Genomic DNA, 17,317 nt, shown 5'->3' with positions numbered 1-17,317 from the left:
AGGGATCTCCGCAAGCGTCACTTGCGATCCTGCTTGGGAGGTCCGTACAGTTCGAAATGCTGCCCCTGGCGTACCGCGAATGCGTTCGGATAAACCGCTCGGGCAGCGTCCTCGATCGCCTGCTGGTCGATATCGGCGCGCATATGCATGTGGTGGAACATGCCCCATTGGCGCACTCCGGCCATGGCGCACAGCGCACCGCACTGTTCCCAGGTCGAGTGGCCGAACTTCACGTAGCGCGGATATTCCTCGGGCGTGTAGGTGGCGTCGAGCAGCGCAAGATCGGCGTTGCCCGCCAACCGGACGATCTCGGCGTCGCCGGCCCCGCCGTCATGCTCGAAGTCGGTGAGGTAGCAGAAGGTCGCGCCGCCGCATTCTATGCGGTAGCCAACCGCGCCGTTCGGATGCGTCAGCGCTCCCGTCTCGATGCGCACGCCGGGCCGGGGCTGGAGCACGTCGCCGGGCGAGAACTTGCGGTAGTCGACGTCGGCGCGCATGTAGTCCTTGGTGATCGGGAAATAAGGCGGCCGGAAAATACCGTCGACCAGTTCCTCGGGCGTCGAGCCGTCGAGCATATGGCCCGCCCAGATGCGCAGCTTCGCCTTGTTCCAGAAGGCCGGCAGAAAATATGGCAGGCCGAGGATGTGGTCGTAGTGGACGTGGCTGAAGAAGAGGTCGATCTCGGTGACACCTTCTTCGAGCAGCGCCTTGCCGAGCGGGATGATGCCGCTGCCCGCGTCGAAGATCATCAGGCCGCCGCCTGCCCGCACCTCCACGCAGGCCGTATGGCCGCCGAAATACAGCGCGTCGACACCGACCATCGGAAACGTTCCGCGCGCACCCCAAACCCTGACGTCGATAGCAGGCGATTGCGACATCTCAGGCCTTCGCGGCCGACCGCAAATTCGCCAGTTCGCTGGTCGTGCGGGCCAGGCGCTCCGCCAGCGAGCGCATCACCTCCACGGTCACCTCCGGAAACTCCTTCAGCAGGTTCAGGAAATCCTGCTTGCCGATCCGCAGCGTCGAAACGTCCGATACGGCGGTGACGGTTGCGGTGCGCGGCATGTCGCGCAGGATCGCCATCTCACCGACGATGTCGTTGCGCTTCAACCGGGCGACCGTCGCCACGCCTGACGGCGTCCTGATCTTCACATCCGCTTCTCCGGAAACCAGGATGAACGCTTCGTAGCCCTCGTCGCCCTCGACGCAGAGATCCTGGCCGGCGGCGAACAGCACCCGGCTCGACGCCAGCGCAAGCAGTTTCAGGCGCCGCGGCGCCACATTGGCAAACAGCTCGACTTTCGCCAGCAGCAGGGCATCTTCCTCAAGGCTCATGTGACTCTCCCGCAGGCGCAAAACGCAGGCGCGCCCCAGCTACGAGTATCCGCTCCCCTCTCCGGGAACGGCAGGCTTTCCGGTCCGTTCATTTCGACGTCTCGTCCGAAACCAGCTCGCCGCGCGAGAACTTCAGCACGCGACTGAACAGCGCAGCGTGAGATTCCGTCGATGTGATCCACAGCACTCCAAAACCTCCAGCGTCTGATTTTGCCATGTCGAGAATGCCCCGGACAACCCTTTCGACGGTGCGGTTGTCGAGAGCGTTCAGGCCGCGGTTGACGATCAGGAACTCCGGCCGGCGCAAAAGCACCCGCGCCAGGCCGAGCTGCTGCCGCTGCGAGAGCGACAGCCTGCGGCCGCCTGAGCCGATCTCGTACTTCAGGCCGCGCTCAAGAACGGCGTAAGAGAGGCCCAGTTCCGCGAGTATCTCGCGAAGGAGAGCGTTGACGCGGTCGACCGCGCCGGCGCGCCCGTCGACGATCCGGCCGAACAGGATGTTGTCCTGCAGCGAGGCGAACGGATTGATCTGGTCGGGATCGTGGAAGAAGAAATCATTGGCAAGGTGCGGCGGCAGCTTCTCGCGGAAGATCATGCGCGCCTTCACGATGGCGTCCTGCAGCTCGTTCGTGAGTAGATCCAACCTGTGGCGCGGCTCGCAGTAGCTCAGCGCCACGCGAATGAATTTCTGCCGGTCTGCCGTCGTCACGTTAGCGTAGTCGGCTCCATCGGTCCGGCCGAGTGCGGCGCTGTAGTCCGGCAGCTTGTTCGGATCGATGAGGTCGAGCCGCTCCAGGATCTTGATGTTGTCGGAGACTTCCCCGAACAGGTCGACGATGACCGCCGAAGCCTCCCGGCCGAGCTGGTAGAGCTGCCTGTCGAGGCCGTCGATCGCCAAAAGCCTCCACAGCGGCGAGTCGGCTGGAAACTCGTTCGGCAGCATCTCCGGCGAAGACACCGCACCGAAGACGATGTTCTGGAAAACCGTGAGCTGCGAGTTGAACTGCGTGACGACGAAGGGCTCGACGTCGGCGGCATTGTCGCCCTCGGTCAGCCTGTCGAGGAACATCCGGCGTGCGTTGAGGAACATCTCCTCGTCATCGCCCTCGGTCGCGTCCGACAGCTTCGTACGCAGCCCGAATGCGTAAAAATCCTCTTCCAGGTTGACCAGCGCCAGAACCTGCGTGATCCGGTTGGACAGCTCCTCTTCGGTGCTTGCACCGGTCGCCTCGTAGTCGATCCAGTCGGCGCGTCGGTCGAACTGCGGATTGCCTGACGCCATCGCCTCCCTGACGATCAGCGGGCTCATCGCCTCCCCCTCGGGCGGCGGCCGGAACGGCGCATGCCTGAGGCCGCTGAGCAGCGCATCGCGCGCTGTGCCATGCGCGAAGAACGGCTCGGGGCCGACATAGCCGATCCGCCGGCCGGTCTGCCATTCCGGCAGCGATGCAAGCGCGGTCGAGCCGATGTTCAACGTGCCTGCCGACGGCGCCATCAGGCGCGCGATCAGATCGCCGACCACCTCCGCCCCGTCGCCCGCCGCGCCGATGGCGACCACGTCCTCGCGCAGGCCGATCTCCAGGTCGAGCCCGCTGATCAGCGTCTTGCCGGATTCGTCCGTTGCCGAGACCTGGCGGAAGATGAAGGGGCCCTCGAGGGGCGGCACCTTGCCGGTCTGGAGTTCCTGCGCGCGCGGCGGCGCCAGGGGCGTGACATCGAAGGCGTTGACGACCTGCAGGTATTTCACCTGGACGTCGAGGCGCTGGTAATCCCAGTCGATCAGCTCCTTGATCGGCCCCGGCAGATCCTTGTAGGCGGCGATGACCGCGACAAGCTGGCCGATGTCCAGATTGCCGCGGATCGCCAGTATGCCGCCGCCCAGATAGAACACGAAAGGCGTGAACTGGGCGAGGAAGTTGTTGATGAACTTCACCATGAACTTCCACTGGTAAAAGTCGAAGCGGATGAAGAAGATCTTCGCCAGCCGGTCGGAAATGTCCGACCGCTCGAAATTGGTGCTGTCGTTGAGACGGATGTCGGTCGCCCCGTCGACGATCTCGCTGACGCGGCCCGAGAGATCGCGCGCCGTCAGCTGACGCTGCAAGGCGAGCTTGCGCAGCCGCCCCCTCAGCTTCGGTATCAGCAGGGTCTGCACGATCAGGATGGCAAGGGTGACGAGGCCGAGCGCCCAACTCTGCAGCATGATGAAAAGCAGCGCAGCCAGCGCCTGGCCCGCCAGGAAGGCGGGTGTCGCGAACGCTTCACCGATGAAGCCGCCCAGCGGGTCGACCTCGTCCTTGATCATGGTGGCGATCTCGGAGCTGCGGACCCTCCGGTACTGCGGGAACGGGAAGCGTAACACCCTGTCGACGAGCTGATAGCGCAGGCGGCGCAGCATCCGCTCGCCGAGGCGTCCCTTGTAGGTGTTGATGTAGAGCTTGAAGGCGCCGTTGATGATGACGTAGCCGAGGAACGCCAGCGACAGCGCGACCAGGGCTCCCATGCGGTCGAGATCGAACCCGCTGAACAGCGTGTAGGACTGGTCGCCGAACGGATTGCCGACGACCACGGGCAGCACCTTCTGCGTCGCGTCCGGCGTCTCGAAGCCGCCGCCCTGTATCGGGCCGTTGACGATCTGCTTCGGAATGTCGAAGGCCAGGAAGTAGGTCGGCATGGACAGGGCGACGACGATCAGAATCCAGACCTGCTGACGCTTGGAATGCGTCCAGATGTACCGGAACAGATTCTGCTCCATCCTGTCGCTCATTTGAGTCTGTCCAGTTTCGGAGTGTGTCTCTCAAGCTGACATCGGGGAGTCTCCTCCGCCGGCAGGAAGATATTCGTTACAATCCTCACTTGTAAGGGTCCGCAGCGTCCCTCAGGCCATCGCCGAAGAAATTATAGGCAAGCACGACGAGGATGACAGGCAGCACTGGCCAGAGGAGCCAGGGGTAGAGCGCCACCGCATTGATGTTCTGCGCCTCGGTCAGAAGCACGCCCCAGCTCGTGATCGGCGCCCTCAGGCCAAGTCCGAGGAAGCTCAGCGTCGTCTCGCCGAGGATCATCGTGGGAATAGCGATCGTCGCGGTCGCGATCAGGTGCGAGGCGAAGCCCGGGATCAGGTGGCGGAACACGATGCGGCGGCTGCTCGCGCCCATCACCTGGGCGGCCGAGACGTAGTCCTCCTCGCGCAGCGCCAGCAGCTTCGAGCGCACCGTTCGAGCAAGCCCGGTCCAGTCGAGCAGTCCGAGGATCACGGTGATGCCGAAATAGACGACGATCGGCGACCATGTGATCGGCAATATCGCCGCCAGGGCGAGCCAGAGCGGAATGGAGGGCAGCGACTGGATGACCTCGATCAGCCGCTGGCTCAGCACGTCGAACAGGCCGCCGTAATAACCGGCCATGCCGCCTATGACGATGCCCAGCACCAGGCTGACGCCGACGCCGAGCAGGCCGATCGTCAGAGAGATGCGGGCGCCGTAGATGATGCGGCTGAGCACGTCCCGGCCGAGCCGGTCGGTGCCGAGCAGGAACATCGTCCCCTTCTCCGCCGGGCATACGAAGCGGAAGCTCGCCTCGAACAGGCCCCAAAACTTGTACTTCTCACCGCTGCAGAAGAAGCGGAGCGGCTGCACCTTCTCGAGGTTTGGAACGTATTCGCGCTTCAGATTCTCCATGTTCAGCTTGTAGTCGAAGCCATAGACGAAGGGGCCTATGAATTCGCCGTTGTGGAACAGATGGATCGCCTGGGGTGGCGCGTAGATGTGGCTCGAATTCCTGGTCTCCAGATTGTACGGCGCCAGCAGTTCGGAGATCAGGATGGAGAAATAGAGGACGGCGAGGAAAATGCCGGAGATCAGCGCTGGCTTGTGGCGGCGGAACTTCCACCACATCAGCCTGAGCTGCGAGGCCTCGAAAAGGGCCTTCTGCGCATCCGTGTATTTGTAGATAGCGTCCGGATCGAAGGGCTGGTCCGAAACCGTGTGCGGCAGCCTTGTCGCGTTGGCAGGCAAGGTCATTTGCGGACGCCTCCACTCAAGCGGATGCGCGGATCGAGCCAGGCGAGCGCGATGTCCGAGATAAGCACGCCGACGACGGTCAACAGCGACAGGAACATGAGGAACGAGCCGGCGAGATACATGTCCTGCTGCTGCAGCGCCGAGATCAGCAGCGGGCCGGTCGTCTCGAGCGACAGCACGATCGCCACAACCTCGGCGCCGGAGATGACCGCCGGAAGCAGCGAGCCGATATCGGAGATGAAGAAGTTCAGCGACATGCGCAGCGGATACTTCACCAGCGCCTTGAACGGGTGAAGTCCCTTGGCCCGCGCCGTCGTCACATACTGCTTCTGCAACTCGTCCAGTAGGTTGGCGCGGATGCGGCGGATCATGCCCGCCGTCCCCGCCGTGCCGATGACGATCACCGGTATCCAGAGATGGTGCAGGACGGAGACGAATTTCGCCCAGCTCATCGGCTGGCCGACGAAGGCCGGGTCCACCAGCCCGCCGATCGACGTGCCGAACCAGACATTGGCGAGATACATCAGGACCAGCGCGAGCAGGAAATTCGGGATCGCCAGGCCGAGCAGCCCGAGGAAGGTGAAGCCGTAGTCGCCCCAACTGTATTGTCGCGTCGCAGAATATATTCCTATCGGGAACGCGATCAGCCAAGTGAAGATGATCGTCGCCATCGACACGACGACGGTGAGGAACAGCCTGTCGCCGACTACGGCCGTGACCGGAAGCTCATAGGCGAAGGAATAGCCGAAATCGCCGACGAACATGCCGCCGACCCAGTTGAAGTAGCGTTCGACCGGCGACTTGTCGAAGCCGTACTCCTTGCGCAGATACTCGATCCGCGCCGTGTCGACGGCTTCGCCCTGGGCCTTCAGCTCGGCGATGTAGCTTTCGAGATAGTCGCCCGGAGGCGCCTCGATGATGGCGAAGATCAGCGCGCTGGTAATCACCAGCGTCGGGATCATCATCAGCATCCTGCGGAAGATGTAGTAGACCATTTCCCTAAGCCGCGCCTCCCCTGCGCGCGCCCTTGCGGACCCTGTCCGCATCGCCGCTGACGGCGAGGCTCCCCCTCATATCAGCGCCTGGACCAGGGACCAGCATCGCCCCTAGTCCATCCAGAAGGCATCCATCTCGTAGACCCCGAAATAACCGTAGGGGTCGAAGCTCGAGATGCCTTCGGCAGGCACGTTGTGCAGCTTGTTGGATACCACGACCGGAACCAGCGTCGCGGTCACTATGCCGATCGAGAAGACCTGATCGGCATGGATGTCGAGGATCTCTTCCCAGATCTTCTTGCGTGTTTCGATGTCTTCCGACACCAGCCACTGCTTGTAGAGATCGACCAGCTTCTGCGCGGCCGGATCGTCGACCTTCTGGCCCGCATCGCCCTGTGTGCTGACATAGGTGCCCCACATCGGCCACTGCAGCTGGTAGGGATCGGTCGGCACGAATTCCTGAGGGCTGAAATCAGCCGTCGGCGCACCGTTGTCGACGCCTGCCCAGACCGACATGTTCGTCTCGCCCGCCGCCACGCGGCTGCGGAAGATGTCGCGCTGGCTGGTGCGGGTCAGGAGCTTGACGCCGAGATCGGCCCAGTCGCTGGTCACCAGTTCGAGCACGTCCGCCTCCAGCGAGCTTTCGCCGGTGCTCTCGATGATCAGGTCGAGCGGCCTGCCGTCGGGCATGAGCCGGATGCCGGCGGCGTTGCGCTTCAGGCCGATCTCGTCGAGCAGCGCATTGGCCTTCTCGGGATCGTATTCGGCGTAGGCGCTGCCGAGTTCGTCACGAAACAGCGGGCTGCCGGGAAGCACCGTGCTTGCGCCTTCCTTGGCCAGACCCATGAACAGCACCTGGTTGATCTGCGTGCGGTCGATGCCCAGCGAGAGGGCGCGCCGGAAACGCGCGTCGCGGAACAGGGCGCGCCAGCCGGCGTCGTTCGTGTTGAGGTTCGGGTAGAGCGCCACCGCCGCACCCTTGCCCACCGTCCACAGCCTGACCGTGTAGTTGTTGCGCTTCTCGCCTTCCTTCAGGAAAGTGTAGTCGGCGAAGCTGAGATAGCGCTCCTGGAGGTCGCTCTCCCCCGAACCGGTCTTTGCCGGGATGATCGAGCTTTCGGCGATGTTGATGACGATCTGGTCGACATAGGGCAGTTGCGCCCCGTTCTGGTCGACCCTGTGATAATAGGGATTGCGCTCGAAGACGTAGCGGTTGGCCGGCGAATAGGTCTTGTTCTGCCAGGGCTGCAAGGTGGGCAGATCGGGATTTTCGAAGCGATAGCTGCGGCTTTTCCTGATGTTCAGCCGCGTCCAGTCCTTGACCCTCTCCTTTGCGACCTCGGCGGCGAGCTTGTCCGGGTCGGCATATTTTGCGTGGAACTGCTTCAGGTAGGCGGAGGCGCTGTAGATATCGAGCGGCCGCGCGCTGGCCAGCGCCGGCAGGAACAGCGGATTGGGCTCTTCCCACGTATAGCGCACGGTCAGGTCGTCGATCACCTCGAACTTCGGACCCTTGCCGTTGACCAGAAGCGCCGAGTCCAGGCCGCCGCGCTCCATATCCTTGTCGGTCAGGATGTCTTCCCACTGATAGCGGAAATCCTCGGCCGTGAACGGCGTGCCGTCCGACCATTTGTGTCCCGGCCGCAGATGGAACGTGAAGACCCGATTTTTGTCGTTCTCGTAGCCGAGCAGGATGTCCGGCTCCATCTCGATCGACCTGTTGTAGGCCACAAGCCGTGCGTAGCCGTAGACGGTCATCAGCCTGAGGTCGCCCTGTTCGGACATGAGCGTGCGGATCGTCCCGCCGCGCTTGCCGACGGTGCGGCCCGTCGCCTCGTCGATGGTCATTACGCGCGGCTCCTTCGGCAGCCTTTCGGCTTCCGGAGGCAGCGTGCCCGCCTTGACGAGTTCAGCCAGCAACGGCGCTTCGTCCGCCCGCGCTGGAATGGAAAGCATGGCCAGCAAGGCCAGGAGTACAGCGAAGATTTTCATGCGTGAATCTCCCCGATATCAGCGGTCTGGCGGGCCAGAACCTGATGCCCGCCGCCAAGCTCGATGGCGGCCAGGTCATGCATTTCTCCTCGGAACGCGTCCGGCCAGTTGCACGGATCGGACGATCCCTTGAGCACGAGTTCATCCAGCACCAGCGGCCGGTCGAGATCTGCAAACGGAACGGCCTTCAGCAGCGCCCTGGTATAGGGATGGGCCGGCGCCTCGAAGATCGCCCGGCTCGGCCCGATCTCGACGATGCGGCCCGCGGCCATGACGGCCACACGTTCCGCCATGTAGTTCACGACCGCAAGATTGTGGGCGATAAAAAGATATGTCAGCCCCATTTCCTTCTGCAGGTCCTTGAGCAGGTTCAGAACCTGCGCCTGCACCGAGACGTCGAGGGCCGAGACGGGCTCATCCAGGATGAGCAGGTCGGGATCCATGGCGAGCGCACGCGCGATGCCGATGCGCTGGCGCTGGCCGCCGGAGAAGCTGTGCGGGTAGCGGTTGAGTGCGTTGGCGCCGAGTTCGACCGACGTCAGCAGATCCTTCGCCCGCGTGATCTGTTCGGCCCGGTTGCCCTGTCGGTGGATCTGCATCGGCTCGCGCAATATGTCGGCAATGGTCATGCGCGGCGAGAGCGAGCTCACCGGGTCCTGGAACACCATCTGCAGGCGCGGCCTGAATTCCTTCAGCTGGCGCTCGTCGAGCTTGAGCACGTCGACCTGCTTCTGCCCGTCGTCGAACAGCACGGACCCGGAATCCGCCGTGATGGCGCGGGTCAGGATCTTGCTGACGGTCGTCTTGCCGCTGCCGCTTTCGCCGACGAGCCCCAGGCATTCGCCGCGGCGGATGGTGAAGCTCACATCGTCGACGGCCCTGATCACACGGGCCTCGCCGCCGAACAGCGACGCCTTCCTCAGATGATAGACCTTGCTGAGGTTTGAGACGGTAAGCAGCGGCCGGTCGGCCGGCTGGGCGTGCTTGGCCTGATGCTTCTGCATTTCGACGGCGCTGCGCTTGCCCCCGCGAAGCGCCACCAGCCGCTGATCGGGAGCCATGTCGAAATGCGGGGCGGCGTTGAGCAGGGCCTTGAGATAGTCGTGCTGCGGATCCCTGAATATCTCGTCGACCGGCCCGGCCTCGACGACCCTGCCATTATAGACCACGACCACCTCGTCGGCGAGGTTGGCGACCACGCCGAGATCATGCGTGATCAGCAGAACCGCCATGTTCAGCTTCTTCTGCAAGTCCTTGAGAAGCTTGAGGATCTGTGCCTGGACGGTGACGTCCAGCGCCGTGGTCGGTTCGTCGGCGATCAGCAGCGACGGCCGGCAGATGAGCGCCATGGCGATCATGGCGCGCTGGCGCAGGCCGCCGGACATCTCGAACGGATACATGTCGTAGGCGCGATGCGGATTGGGAAAACCCACCAGTTCGAGCGTTTCTTCGGTGGCGGCGCGCAGTTCCTTGCGCGACATGCCGGCGCCCAGCGCATGGATGCGCAGGCTTTCCTCCACCTGGTCGCCGACCGAGTGGACCGGCGACAGCGACGACATCGGCTCCTGGAAGATCATCGAAACCGCCGAGCCACGCAGCGACCGGACCTTGGGTCCGTTCGCCGGCAATGCGGCCATATTGACGATTTCCCCGGATTTCGGGCGAAAATCGATCGATCCGCCCGTGATCGTGCCGTTTTTCGGCAGAATGCGCATGATGGCCTGGGCGGTCACCGACTTGCCTGAGCCGGATTCGCCGACAACGGCGGTCACGGCGCCCGAGCAGACGCGAAAGCCGATGCCCCGGACGACCTCGACGGGGGAGCCGCTGACGTCGAACGCCACCCTCAGATCGTTGACGCGAAGAACCTCACCCTCTTCCAACTCGTCGTTCCCCAAACCCGCTAACTATGCTCGATCGCCTCGCCCGGCTGCATCAGTTGCGGAACCGGCCGCCGCCGCCATCGGCAACCGCTCCGCATGCTTTTGATTTTCCGATGTTGGCCGTTCGATCAGGACTTCATGTTCTCCGCCGCCTGCGCATAGCCTCCACCCGCCCCGTCAAGAAAATGAAAATGCGAATCCGACGTCACCGATGGCACGTAGCAGGTAAGGATTGCACTATCTTGAACGCAAAGTCCGTAGCGAAGATTTTTCGCCTTGCGTTCGTCCTCCAGGAATTCCGTCAGTTTGCCCAGTTCAGCGTCCCCCAACGACACGGTGATGCGCAACCCGTCCTGGAATTTTCTATAGTCCGTATTGAGAGAAGTAAATTCCTTGTAGTGCCTCGCGCTGAAAGTTCCGATGCGGACGCCGAAGGTCATGATGAACCACGACAGGAACGTCCAGAGGTAGAGGCCTGCCCTGCGGACCGCCAGCGGATGGGTGCCGCGCGTCGCCCGCGCCTCGAGTTCCAGCCCTTCCGGCGGCCATCTTCCGGTCGGCCCGCCGGCCGGCATCGGCGAACCGCCCCTCGGCAGCCGCATTCCCGCCAGATCCAGCAGCTTTTCCGCTATTTGCGGGAAGCTGGCCGCTCTGCCCTCGCCCGGTTCGATGATGATCGATACGATCTTCCCGTTTTCGGGCTTTACCGGCGACCAGCGGCAGGAAAGCCCGGTGAGGTCCGGCCTGCTGCCCGGCGGAGCCGGCGGAACCGCGTATTCGCCCGCTTTCATCAGCGCTTCGGCCCGCGTGAGCCCGCCTCCCCGGAAGGCATAGTTGTTGACCGCCTCGGAGACCCGTGTCGCCTGGACGAGCACGTCGTGGCCCTCCGCCCGTACCGCGGAGATCGGCACCAGCGCCGCCCTCAGCGTGAGGCCGAGGTCCTCCTTTACCCATGCCACAGTCTTGGCCAGCGTATCGGCCACCACGTCCCGATCGGCCGGCGAACATATGATCGCCGCGCCGTCGCCGCCGAAGATGTAGGGCAAAGCCTGGGTATCCAGCGCGTTCATCAAGGCGCTGATCACGGCGACACCCGCCATGTTCACCGCTTTGTACTGGCCGGCCGCTATCGCCTTGCGGGAGCCGACGACATCGCTGACCGCGATCAGCCAATCATCCGGCGCGGGACGATAGAGCCCGTCTTCCAGGACGGTGCGGAACTCGCCGCCGACGGGCAAGGAGCGCGTGAATTCGGCGGTTGCTGCTGTCATCAGGCACGCCCTCGTTCGATCGAGCCGTCTTGCCGGAACGCTTCCGCTCGACATTTACGGCCACCGGAACATATCACGAAGAAATGTAGCTGCTGATTTGGTCGGCGGACTTAAAAAATCCCGCTCGGCACTCCACATATCGTGGTCTGCGGCTGGCGGCGCTTCTCAAGGCTCTTCATGACAGACACGACATTGGTGAACGGAATCAACGAGTGGCTGGTCGATCAGGCGCTGTCGGAACCCGATATCGTCGGCATGTTCGAAGCCCTTTGCAACCGCATCCATGCGATCGGCATACCATTGGGCCGGGCTAGGCTCACCTGGCCGACCCTGCATCCGCTCTTCCAGGCTGAGACCATCCTGTGGGCGCGCGGCAAGCCGACGGAATTCGAGCAGTTCATCCACCAGGACACCGCCTCCGAGGCGTGGTTGCGCAGCCCGATGAAATACATGTTCGACAACGATGTCGACGTGCTCCGCCGCAAGCTCGAGGGGCCGTCCAAGCTCCTAGATTTTCCGGTTCTCGAGGAAGTCGCGGCACAAGGCATGACCGATTACCTCGTCATCCGCACCGGTCTCTCGATCAAGAATGAAAACGCCACCGCCAAGCAGCTCGGCATCATCGCGACGTGGTCGGCCGACCGCGAGGGCGGCTTCACCAACGGCGAACTGGAGGCGCTGCAGAAGATCCAGCGCCGCTTCGCCGTGGCTTGCAAGACCGTCATCCAGTCGCGCATAGCCCGCAACATCTCCGAGACCTATCTCGGCCGGGAGGCGGGAACCCGCGTACTCGCCGGCTCCATCCGCCGCGGCGACGGCAGCGAGACCAGGGCGGTCGTCTGGTACAACGACATGCGCAATTCCACCGCGCTCGCCGATACGATGCCGGGCAAGGACTACATCGACCTGCTGAACGAATATTTCGACTGCACCGCGACGCCGATCATCGAGGCGGGCGGCGAGGTGCTCGATTTCGTGGGCGACGGCGTGCTGGCGATCTTTCCCTACAACGACGTCGAACAGCAGATGGCTGCCGTCGACGCGGCGACGACCGCTCTGCGCAACGTGCTCAAGGCCCGCGATCAGCTCAACGCCAAACGGCGCGGGGACGGTCTGTTTCCGATCAAGTTCGGCATCGGGCTGAACACCGGAACGGTGATGTTCGGCAATATCGGCATATCGCGGCGTCTGGCCTTCTCGGTGATCGGTCCGACCGTGAACGAGGTGTCGCGCATCGAATCGCTGACCAAGGCGACCGGAATGGACGCCCTCGTGACGAACGACATCGTCGCCCTCCAGCCCGAGAAATGGGTCAGCATCGGCAAGCAGCGCCTCTCCGGGGTGGCGGAAGAGATCGAACTCTTCACCTTCGCCAAGGAGCTCCTGGAGCCGACGATCGCCCAGCCGCTTATCGAGCTGAAGCCGATCGTCAGCAACTGACGAGCGGCCGTCCCGCCTCCCTGGGCCTTCAGCGCTCGTATTTCTCGACCGTCTGCTCGATCGCGCCGAAGATCGAGTGGCCGCTCCGGTCCTTCATCTCGATACGCACGGTGTCGCCGAAGCGCAGGAACGGCGTCTTCGCCTCCCTGCCCTCCATGCTTTCGACGATCCTCAGCTCGGCCAGGCAGGAATAACCCGCCCCGCCCTCCGAAACCGGCTTGCCGTGGCCGCCGTCGAGCTTGTTGGAAACGGTGCCCGAGCCGACGATGGTGCCGGCGGCCAGTGGCCTCGTCTTCGCCGCATGCGCGATCAGTTGCCCGAAATCGAAATGCATCTCGCCGGCATTCGCGCGGCCGAGCGGTTTTCCGTTGAGGTCCACGTGCAGCGGCAGGTTCAGCTTTCCGCCGTCCCAGGCCTCGCCCAGCTCGTCCGGCGTCACCGCGACAGGCGAAAACGCCGACGAGGGTTTTGCCTGGAAGAAGCCAAAACCCTTGGCGAGTTCCGGTGCAGCCAGCCGCCGCAGGCTGACGTCGTTGACCAGCATGACGAGCCGAATCGCCTCCCTCGCCTCCTCCGCATCGGCGCCGGCCCGCACATCGTCGACGATCACCCCGATCTCGCCCTCCATGTCGATGCCCCAGGCTTCGTCGGCTGCGCGGATGGGGTCGCGCGGCGCCAGGAAGGAATCCGAACCGCCCTGGTACATCAGCGGGTCGGTCGCGAAACCCGGCGGCATTTCGGAACCGCGCGACTTGCGCACCAATTCGATGTGGTTGAGATAGGCCGAGCCGTCGGCCCATTGATAGGCGCGCGGCAGCGGCGAATGCGCGTCATGCTCGTGGAAGCGCGACGACGGCACCGCCCCGGTTTCCAGCGATTCCGCGAGCGTCGCCAGATGCGGCGCTATGCGCCGCCAGTCGTCGAGCGCAGCCTGCAAGGTCGGAACCAGGAACGAGGCGTCGGTGCAGCGGGTAAGGTCGCGCGACACGACGACAAGCTTCCCGTCACGCGTCCCGTTCTTCAGCGTAGCCAGTTTCATTCGTTTCTCCTCGCACCGATCTTCGGCCTTCCACCACAACAAGGCCCATAGCGGCCCGCCGTCAAGCCGCCGTTTGTCCGAGCGCTTCAGTTCCGGAAAGACGAATTGCCCGGTTAGGCCGGGCCGAGCGACCGGGCGAAATAGCGTACCGCCTTCTTGCCGCCGTGGATCGTCGCCTGGCCGATTTCGAGGAAGCCGAGCGCCGCATGGAACGCGTCCGACCCCGGATTTGGCGGGTCCGAATTCACTTCGCAGACGACGATGTCGTGGCCGGTGCGGGCCGCGATGTCGAACAGGTCATGATAGAGCCGCCGGGCGTGGCCCTGCCCCCGCGCGGTCTCCACCACGGCGATCCGGTCGACATAGACGAAGCGCGCATAGCGCGACTTGAACCACAGGAAATTGGGGCTGTCGTAGTCGGCATCCTGGTCGAACGCGATCAGGAACGCCTCCACCGCTCCGATGCGGCGCGCATAAAAGGCCTGCGAGATGAGATGCGAGAGCTGCTCCGGCTCAAGCCAGGACAATTCCTCGGCATGCCGGTTGTTGAGCGCCAGGACGGCTGGCTCGATATCTCGGGTGACCGGTTCGATCATGGCAGGAAGTCACGCTGAAGCCACGTTGACGATGGCGGCTTATGGCACAGTTGCCGCAAACGGTCGCTGTGGAAAGCTTGTGCCAGTCTTCTAGGCGCGGCTGCCCTGGAGCACCGTCAGCAGCGGCTTCTTCGGGCTGCGCAAGGCCAGCCATTCCTGCGCCTGCTCCACCGGCATAGGGAACGCGATGGAGTAGCCCTGCACCTGGTCGCAGCCGATCGACTTCAGCGAGGACAGCTCCGCCTCGGTCTCCGCGCCCTCTGCGATGATGGAGATGCCCAGTCCCCGCGCCAGCTCGGTTATGGCGCGCACGATCTTGGAGTTGTCACCGTTGGCGTTGATGTTCTGAACGAAACGGCGGTCGATCTTCAGCCTGTCGATCTCGTTCGGATTGACGTGGCTGAGCGAGGCGTAGCCGGTGCCGAAATCGTCGAGTTCGAGATGCACGCCGGCCGAGCGGATATGGCGCAGCTTGGCGGCGATGCCTGTCTTCTCATCGTCGAGGATCACGGATTCGACTATTTCCAGCGACAGTTTCTGCGGCGGCAGCCCCTCCGCTTCGAGCGTGTCGAAGAGGAACTTGTCGAAGTCGACCTCGCGCAATTCCGTACCAGAGACGTTGACGGCAAGACGCCCGAACTGGATGCCCGCGCGATACCATTCTGCCGCCGCGCGGATCGCCTTGGCGATGACCACCCGGCCGATCTCTGCCATCAGGCCCGATTTCTCGGCGACCGGAATGAACTCGCCCGGCGAGATCATTCCGCGCGTCTCGTGCTTCCAGCGCACCAACGCCTCGATGCCGGCAATGGCGCCGCTGGTCAGCGACACCTGGGGCTGGAAGTAGACCTGGAACGACTTTTCCGCGATGGCGATGCGCAGGTCGTGCTCGAGCTGCTTGCGGTGCTCGAGCTCTCGCCGCAGCTCTTCGGAGAAGAAGGAATATGCGCCGCCACCCTGCTTCTTGGCCGAATAGAGGGCAAGGTCGGCATGCACGATGAGGTCGTTGGCGTTGTCGGCGTCCACGGGGTAGACCGCGATGCCCGCGCTGGCGCCGGGCAGGATCGTCGCGCCCTGGAAGCCGATCGGCTCGTTGATGCGGTCCATGATGCGCCGGGCGACCATGTTGATGTCTTCGGTGGTGCCGGCGCCCTGCAGGATCATCACGAACTCGTCGCCGCCGAGCCTGACGCAGATGTCGGAAGCCCGGCAGGACTCGCGCATGCGCTGGGCGGTGGCCACCAGCACGTAGTCGCCGGCGGCGTGGCCGAGCGTATCGTTGATCTGCTTGAAGCGGTCGAGGTCGATCTGCACGACGGCCATGCGCTCGTCGCGCCGCTCCGCCCCTTTGATCAGCGTGTCGAAGTGATCGGTGAGGAAGGAGCGGTTGTGCAGGCCGGTCAGTCCGTCGTGGACGGCGAGGAAGGCCATCGAGTTGCGCGCGTCCATCAGCTCGTCGGTCTTGCGCAGGATGACGTCCGACATCGGCCGGAAGATGAACAGGGCGACGAGGATGATGACGCCGATGGTCGAGTAGAAGAGCGTCCGGTGCAGGGAAAGCGTGCTGTCGAGACGGGCGTCGGCGAGCGCATTGATGCGGTCGCCGAGCGCCGTGAACCCCTCCAGCGTCGTGTTGGCGACGGTTTCGTCGAGCACCGCCGTCTCCTTGCCGGCGCGGTAGTCGGCGCCAGGCACCCCGAGTTCCGTCTCCAGCGCCGAAATGAAACGCCAGCCATTGGCAGCAAGTTCGGTCGAGAAGACGTCCAGGTGGTACGGCTTGGAGAAGAGCACGCCTTCAATGGATTTCGGATCGAATGGCGCGGTCGACAAAGCGTCGGCATCCGTCCGCTCCAGCAGCATGTCGTAATTGGCCTCGAACTCTCCGACCGCCTTTCTCAGCGAAGCGACAAGTCCTAGCTGGTTCTCGCGCGGCGCATCGCCGATCGTGTTGGCGAGGAACACCACGCGCTGGGACAGGGCCTTCTGCGCGCTTGCCAGCGTCAGCAGGGTGTCGTCACGCTGCTGCGCCGCCATCATCTGCTGCAGCAGGATGAAGGACGCCATCGTTATCGCGGCGATGATCAGAAGCGCGATCCAGTACGCGCTCTTGATGAGCGCGATCAGCTTTCTGGAGCTCACATTGGGCTGCTGCAGAAAAGGTTGCCTGTGACGACTGACTGATGCTTCCATGCGCAGACCCTTGGCAGGATAATGGTTAACGCGCGGCATAGCTTTGTCCGTTACATGCCTTGGTTACGGCCAATTCCGAGAGAATGGTTATCGGGTCGTTTTGCATTTCGCCTGCATTTATGCGATCTGCGCCAAACGACCTCGTGCAGCGCAATTTCCGTTGCAGGTATTTGGGTCTAGGATCGGCTTGTGAACGAACGGGACGCCGTCATGAACATGGAACGCAAGGTCGCTGCCTCGAATTTCGTCTGGGACGATCCTTTCCTTCTTGAGGATCAGTTGTCGGAGGATGAGCGGATGATCCGCGATGCGGCGGCGAGCTTTGCCGCCGACAAGCTGGCGCCGCGCATCCAGGAGGCCTATCTCGACGAGCTGACCGACCCGGCGATCTTCCGCGAGATGGGCGACGCCGGCCTGCTCGGTATCACCGTTCCGGAAGAATATGGCGGGCTCGGCGCCGGCTATGTCACCTACGGACTGGTCGCCCGCGAGGTCGAGCGGGTCGATTCAGGCTATCGCTCGATGATGTCGGTGCAGTCGTCGCTGGTCATGTA

Annotated in this window: 13 protein-coding genes; 2 read left to right on the top strand and 11 right to left on the bottom strand. The window is 63.5% G+C overall.

Annotated elements, in window-relative coordinates; all coding sequences use genetic code 11:
• Positions 1-17 precede the first annotated feature (17 nt).
• The 8 genes from D8676_RS25950 to D8676_RS25915 form a co-directional block, all read right to left on the bottom strand.
• A complete protein-coding gene (locus tag D8676_RS25950; protein WP_183097258.1) occupies positions 18-821 on the bottom strand; it encodes an MBL fold metallo-hydrolase in 804 nt (267 codons plus the stop codon).
• Between the two features lie 58 nt (positions 822-879).
• Positions 880-1,335 carry a cyclic nucleotide-binding domain-containing protein gene (locus D8676_RS25945; protein WP_121583995.1) on the bottom strand — a complete coding sequence of 152 codons (456 nt, stop codon included), beginning with the start codon at positions 1,333-1,335 and terminating at the stop codon, positions 880-882.
• Between the two features lie 88 nt (positions 1,336-1,423).
• Entirely contained in the window at positions 1,424-4,102 is a 2,679-nt protein-coding gene (locus D8676_RS25940; RefSeq protein WP_121583994.1) for an ABC transporter transmembrane domain-containing protein, read from the bottom strand.
• 85 nt (positions 4,103-4,187) lie between these two features.
• Entirely contained in the window at positions 4,188-5,357 is a 1,170-nt protein-coding gene (locus tag D8676_RS25935; RefSeq protein WP_121583993.1) for an ABC transporter permease, read from the bottom strand.
• Positions 5,354-6,352 carry an ABC transporter permease gene (locus D8676_RS25930; protein WP_121583992.1) on the bottom strand — a complete coding sequence of 333 codons (999 nt, stop codon included), beginning with the start codon at positions 6,350-6,352 and terminating at the stop codon, positions 5,354-5,356. Before D8676_RS25930 ends, D8676_RS25935 begins: the two co-directional genes overlap by 4 nt.
• Positions 6,353-6,463: 111 nt before the next feature.
• Positions 6,464-8,344, bottom strand: coding sequence for an ABC transporter substrate-binding protein (locus tag D8676_RS25925; RefSeq protein WP_121583991.1), 1,881 nt, complete (start codon positions 8,342-8,344; stop codon positions 6,464-6,466).
• Positions 8,341-10,227, bottom strand: coding sequence for an ABC transporter ATP-binding protein (locus D8676_RS25920; protein WP_121583990.1), 1,887 nt, complete (start codon positions 10,225-10,227; stop codon positions 8,341-8,343). Before D8676_RS25920 ends, D8676_RS25925 begins: the two co-directional genes overlap by 4 nt.
• 128 nt (positions 10,228-10,355) lie before the next feature.
• Positions 10,356-11,498 carry a DUF3095 domain-containing protein gene (locus D8676_RS25915; protein ID WP_183097257.1) on the bottom strand — a complete coding sequence of 381 codons (1,143 nt, stop codon included), beginning with the start codon at positions 11,496-11,498 and terminating at the stop codon, positions 10,356-10,358.
• Positions 11,499-11,675: 177 nt separating this feature from the next.
• Here D8676_RS25915 and D8676_RS25910 point away from each other — a divergent pair, with 177 nt between their 5' ends.
• The gene (locus D8676_RS25910; RefSeq protein ID WP_147448270.1) at positions 11,676-12,938 is read left to right on the top strand and encodes an adenylate/guanylate cyclase domain-containing protein; all 1,263 of its coding nucleotides are present in this window, start codon (positions 11,676-11,678) and stop codon (positions 12,936-12,938) included.
• Between the two features lie 28 nt (positions 12,939-12,966).
• Here the strand turns inward: D8676_RS25910 and D8676_RS25905 are convergent, their stop codons facing one another.
• From D8676_RS25905 to D8676_RS25895, 3 genes are all read right to left on the bottom strand, one after another.
• Positions 12,967-13,977, bottom strand: a complete 1,011-nt coding sequence (locus D8676_RS25905) for a fumarylacetoacetate hydrolase family protein (protein ID WP_121583987.1) — start codon at positions 13,975-13,977, stop codon at positions 12,967-12,969.
• A gap of 113 nt (positions 13,978-14,090) precedes the next feature.
• Entirely contained in the window at positions 14,091-14,573 is a 483-nt protein-coding gene (locus tag D8676_RS25900; RefSeq protein ID WP_121583986.1) for a GNAT family N-acetyltransferase, read from the bottom strand.
• 90 nt (positions 14,574-14,663) lie between these two features.
• Positions 14,664-16,763: an EAL domain-containing protein gene (locus tag D8676_RS25895; protein ID WP_121584017.1), complete on the bottom strand. Its 2,100-nt coding sequence runs from the start codon at positions 16,761-16,763 to the stop codon at positions 14,664-14,666.
• Between the two features lie 210 nt (positions 16,764-16,973).
• Between D8676_RS25895 and D8676_RS25890 the strand changes: the two genes are divergently transcribed.
• A partial coding sequence (locus tag D8676_RS25890) for an acyl-CoA dehydrogenase family protein (RefSeq protein ID WP_183097260.1) occupies positions 16,974-17,317 on the top strand: 344 nt, incomplete at its 3' end.

Origin of the sequence: Mesorhizobium sp. YM1C-6-2 (assembly GCF_003666685.1) — a bacterium.
Classification (GTDB): Bacteria; Pseudomonadota; Alphaproteobacteria; order Rhizobiales; family Rhizobiaceae; genus Mesorhizobium_K.
This window is presented reverse-complemented; position numbering and strand designations above follow the sequence as displayed.

What these genes read in the sequence shown, in the direction of transcription:
- D8676_RS25905 (WP_121583987.1), bottom strand. Translation starts at nt 13,977, where the DNA reads ATGAAACTGGCTACGCTGAAGAACGGGACGCGTGACGGGAAGCTTGTC.
- D8676_RS25895 (WP_121584017.1), bottom strand. Translation starts at nt 16,763, where the DNA reads ATGGAAGCATCAGTCAGTCGTCACAGGCAACCTTTTCTGCAGCAGCCC.
- D8676_RS25915 (WP_183097257.1), bottom strand. Translation starts at nt 11,498, where the DNA reads ATGACAGCAGCAACCGCCGAATTCACGCGCTCCTTGCCCGTCGGCGGC.
- D8676_RS25910 (WP_147448270.1), top strand. Translation starts at nt 11,676, where the DNA reads ATGACAGACACGACATTGGTGAACGGAATCAACGAGTGGCTGGTCGAT.
- D8676_RS25945 (WP_121583995.1), bottom strand. Translation starts at nt 1,335, where the DNA reads ATGAGCCTTGAGGAAGATGCCCTGCTGCTGGCGAAAGTCGAGCTGTTT.
- D8676_RS25925 (WP_121583991.1), bottom strand. Translation starts at nt 8,344, where the DNA reads ATGAAAATCTTCGCTGTACTCCTGGCCTTGCTGGCCATGCTTTCCATT.
- D8676_RS25940 (WP_121583994.1), bottom strand. Translation starts at nt 4,102, where the DNA reads ATGAGCGACAGGATGGAGCAGAATCTGTTCCGGTACATCTGGACGCAT.
- D8676_RS25950 (WP_183097258.1), bottom strand. Translation starts at nt 821, where the DNA reads ATGGTCGGTGTCGACGCGCTGTATTTCGGCGGCCATACGGCCTGCGTG.
- D8676_RS25935 (WP_121583993.1), bottom strand. Translation starts at nt 5,357, where the DNA reads ATGACCTTGCCTGCCAACGCGACAAGGCTGCCGCACACGGTTTCGGAC.
- D8676_RS25900 (WP_121583986.1), bottom strand. Translation starts at nt 14,573, where the DNA reads ATGATCGAACCGGTCACCCGAGATATCGAGCCAGCCGTCCTGGCGCTC.
- D8676_RS25930 (WP_121583992.1), bottom strand. Translation starts at nt 6,352, where the DNA reads ATGGTCTACTACATCTTCCGCAGGATGCTGATGATGATCCCGACGCTG.